Source organism: Endozoicomonas sp. SESOKO4, assembly GCF_024606275.1.
Map to the genome: position 1 here is coordinate 1 of NZ_JAHHPS010000112.1, position 4,210 is coordinate 4,210.

4 protein-coding genes are annotated in these 4,210 nt (G+C 44.1%); all 4 read right to left on the bottom strand.

The annotated features are described in order from the left end of the window. Positions 1-1,132, bottom strand: a 1,132-nt coding sequence (locus KDK16_RS01975; protein ID WP_257274425.1) for a hypothetical protein, incomplete at its 3' end; no start/stop codon positions are given. A 66-nt stretch (positions 1,133-1,198) separates the two neighbouring features. Beyond that, positions 1,199-2,431 (bottom strand): hypothetical protein, encoded by a 1,233-nt coding sequence (locus tag KDK16_RS01980; protein WP_257274426.1) that lies wholly within the window; start codon positions 2,429-2,431, stop codon positions 1,199-1,201. Positions 2,432-2,498: 67 nt separating this feature from the next. After that, positions 2,499-3,452 (bottom strand): hypothetical protein, encoded by a 954-nt coding sequence (locus KDK16_RS01985; RefSeq protein ID WP_257274427.1) that lies wholly within the window; start codon positions 3,450-3,452, stop codon positions 2,499-2,501. A 236-nt stretch (positions 3,453-3,688) separates the two neighbouring features. After that, the coding region (locus KDK16_RS01990) for a hypothetical protein (protein WP_257274428.1) at positions 3,689-4,210 on the bottom strand (522 nt) is incomplete at its 5' end.

Genomic DNA, 4,210 nt, shown 5'->3' on the forward strand with positions numbered 1-4,210 from the left:
GGTTGTAGAGGGTGTTGGCTGCACTGATATACTGAGTCTTGAAGCTGCCCACATTGACAGAAAGGGTGGATTTCCACACTCGTATACGGCTAAACTCGGGTGATGCCTCAAATAAATAAACCTCACCATTGCGATATTCAGGCTTGAGTATGGTCAGACGCTCACCTGCTTTCTGACATAACCAGCTATCAACAATCCCTCCTTTATTGTTCAGCAGGCTGATCTTGGTGTTGGGTTCGTTACACAGTGCAACCACCGGGTAATTCCTTTCTTCGAAGATAGAGGCCGTTTGGGTCCGGTTATAGCTGATCTCCCAGATTAACTGAATGGGGGGTGTCACTGAACGATCATAGTCGGTGGGAATTATTTCAGTAGCCGTTGTCATGACCGTTTCGGTATCTTCGTCAGCATCGGTGTCACTAATAATAACAGGAACCTTGTCTGTCGCATTTGTCATAACCGTTTCGGTATTCGTTCTGGCAGGACGGGTAGTGGTCACAGGATCTGTTACAGGCGTTGTTAAAAGAGTGGTTAAAGGAACAGGGGTATAAGGGGGAATGATAAAACCGTCATTTAACTGAGGATCCGGGTCTGCGCAGCCGGGATTGGCGTCAGCCGTTTTATTACAGACGTAAACCTTTAGGCGCATGTTGTGTGTCAGGCAGTGTCCGCCTTTTTTGTTATGAATAGAAGACTCCAGGCCATTGGATGTGGATAGGAAGTAGTAATGTTTTCCCCCTTCAAAGGTTCTGTCGTTGAGTCCGGCAGCATGTTCGAGAAAAAGTATGCTAAGAAAAGACAGCTCGACGGGTTGGTTGCAAGGAAAGAGATCTATGACTTTATCTCGTGGATTTTCTCCTATTTCACAATTCTGATAGTAGGTTTCGTTGTCCGTTAGCCATATATTTTCGTACATGGTTAGGGTTTGTCTATCATTAGCGCGCTTCTTTACCACTGTCGGCTTATTGGGACAAATAAAATACAGCTGCGAGTTTAGCCTCACAGATATGCTCTTGTTCTTGGCGTGGGAATATAAATGATCCCACCACCAGACGCTGGTGTAGACATCACGAGCATCGCATGTCTGAAACAGAGGGAGTAACAGCAGGAATCCGAATAAAACAAATTGCATGGTTTTTCTCTGTTAAAAGTCAGAATAAAAGTAGCAGACCTATCTGCATAGCTTCTTGAAATCGTGTCAGAGCACGCTTGCAGTAAAAAGATACATTGAGATCAAAAGAGCTAACGCCGGTGGGTTGTAGTGTGGGGTGGCCTTACTGATATAAAGATCCTGAAAACCGCCCACATTGACAGACAGGCTCGATTTCCATACTCGTATACGTTCATATTCGGGTAATGCCTCAAATAGATACGTTTCGCCATTCCGGTATTCAGATTTAAGTATCGTCAGATGCTCACCGGCTTGTCGGCATAACCAGCTGTCGACAATCGTTCCTTTATTGTTTAGCAGGCTGATCCTGGTGTTGGGTTCTCTACAAAGTGCAATCACCGGGTAGTTTTCTTCTTCAGTGAGGTAGGCTGTTTGGGTCTGGTTATAGCCGATCTCCCAAAGTAACTGAATGGGCTCTGCCAGTGAATGATGAAACCTGGTGGAAGCTGTTTCAGTAGCTATTATCCTGACCGCTTCGTTATCGTTGTGAGAATCGGTATCACTGTCGCTAGCAGTGTAGGGGCCCGTCATTATGACAGGAGCCTTTTCAGTCGTATTTGTACTGACCGTTTCGGCATCGGAGTCGGTAGTAACAGCAGGAACAGTCGTCGTTACAGGGTCGGTTAATGGCTCTGTTAAAAGAGTTGCAAAAGGAGCAGGAGTAAAAGGATTGTTTGCAGAAAACCTGTTTATATTAGGGTCCAGGCCTTTTTTGCAGTTAGGGTCCGGGTCTCCTCCTTTCATGCAAACGTAAATCTTGAGGCGCATGTTATGTGTTGAACAATGCCCGCCTTTTCTTCTATAAACTGAAGATTGAGTGCCATCTGATGTGGAAAAGATATAGTAATTTTTTCCTCCTTCAAAGGTTCTGTCGTCTGCTCCGGCAGCATGTTCAAGAAACAATAAATTAAGATAAATTAATTCATTGGGCTTGTTGCAAATAAAGCGATCTATAGGTTTATTGGTTCCTATTGCTTTCAATCCCCCTACTTCACAATTCTCATAGTCGGTTGCGTTGCTCGTCAACCATATATTTTCGTACATTGTTGAGGTTTGCCTATCGTGACTGCGCTTTTTTACCACTGTGGGCAGGTTGGGACAAATTATAGAGATCTCTGAGTTTAAATGCACAGTGATGCTCTTGTTATCAGCATGCGAATAAAAATCGTACTCCCACAAAATGCTTTTGTAGACATCACGAGCATTGCATGCCTGAAACAGATGGAGTAACAACAGGAACCCGAACAAAATAAATCGCATCGTTTTTCTCTGGTAAAAAGTCAGAATGAATGTAGCAGACTTTTCTACGCACTTTCAGAAAATCGTGTCAAAGTGCATTTGCAATAAAAAGATACAATGAAATCAAAAGCGCCAATGCCGGTGGGCTATAGAGTGAGTTTACATTACTGATATAACGATGCTTGATGCTATGCACATTAACAAACAGGCTTGATTTCCATATTCGCCCGGGACTGTATTCGGGCGAGGCCACGAATAGATAAACATCGTCATTCCGGTACTCCGGTTTAAGTATCGTCATACGCTCATCTACTTTCTGACACAACCAGCTATCAACAATCCTCCCTTTATTGTTAAGCAGGCTGATTTTTGCGTTGGGTTCATTACACAGTGCAACCACCGGGTAATACTCTTCTTTAGAGATGGTGGTTGTTTGGGTCTGGTTGTAGCGGATCTCCCATATTAACTCAACGGGCTCGTTCGGTGGATCATTATGGATGGTGGAAACCGCTTCAGTGGCCTTTCTCGTAAACGTTTCAGTAGCCTTTGTCGTAACCGCTGCAGTAGCCTTTGTTGTAACCGTTTCGGTATTAGTATTGCTATAGGTATCAGTAATAATGGCAGGAACATTCGGCACTCCGGGATTTATTAAGCCGAACATGAAAGGAGATGGCGTAGAAGGATCACTTGGAGGAATAATGTTTAACTTAGGGTCTATGTTTTTGCAGAGAGGATGGGGGTCACTACGTTTTTTACAGACATAAATCTTGACGCGCATGTTGTGGGTCAGACAATGTCCGCCTTTTCTGTTGTTAAGTGAACCTATGGTGCCGTCTGATGTCGACAATACATAATAATATTTCCCCGCTTCAAAAGTCATATCGTTTTGTCCGGCAGCAAATTCAAGAAACAGTAGATCTACAAAAAACAGTCGAGTGGCATCGTTGCAAACAAAATGGTACGCCAGACTTGAGGTGTTTGTTGGTATCTCACAGTTTTCGTAGAAGGTTTCGTTCTGTACTAACCATAGATTTTCATTCATTTCTGAGGATTGTCTGTCGAACCCGCGTTGCCTTGCCACAGTGGCGATATTGGGACAAATAAACCCTATCCGTGAGTTTATCCGTACAGCTATGGTTTTGTTCTCGGCGTGTGAATATAAATCTTCCACCCATAGAGCGCTTGTGTAGACATCACGAGCATTACATGTCTGAAACAGACAAAACAACAAGATGAATCCGAACAAGACCCGTTTCATAATGTTTCTCTTCTACGAATTCACAGTGTGCTTGCACTAATAAGATACATAGAGATCAAAAGCGCCAACAACGATGGGTTATAAAAGGCGTTTGCGTTATTAGTATGATAATCCCTGGAGCTAACCACATTGATAGACAGTTTCGATTTTGATGTCCGCAAGCGGCGATACTCAGATGATGCCTCAAATAGATGAGTGTCGCCATTCCGGTATTTGGGTTTAAGTATCGTCAGGCGCTCACCGACTTTCCGACATAGCCAACTATTGGCAATGGTTCCCTTGTTGTTCAGCAGATTGATCCTGATGTTGGGCTCTCTACACTGCGCAACCACCGGATAATGCTCTTCTTCAAAGATATTTGCAGTTTGGTTCTGGTTATGGCCCATCGTCCAAACCAACCGAATGGGCTGTGCCAGTGAATGATCATATCTGGCAGGAACCGTGTTGGTCGCTTTTAGCGTGATCGTTGCGATATCAGTTTGAGCATTGTTGTCAGTCATAGTGACAGGAACCGACCCCGTCGCGGTTGTTGCCATAACTAT

Excerpts from the sequence above, each read along its gene's own strand:
- KDK16_RS01985 (WP_257274427.1), bottom strand. The coding sequence starts at position 3,452 with ATGAATGAAAATCTATGGTTAGTACAGAACGAAACCTTCTACGAAAAC.
- KDK16_RS01980 (WP_257274426.1), bottom strand. The coding sequence starts at position 2,431 with ATGCGATTTATTTTGTTCGGGTTCCTGTTGTTACTCCATCTGTTTCAG.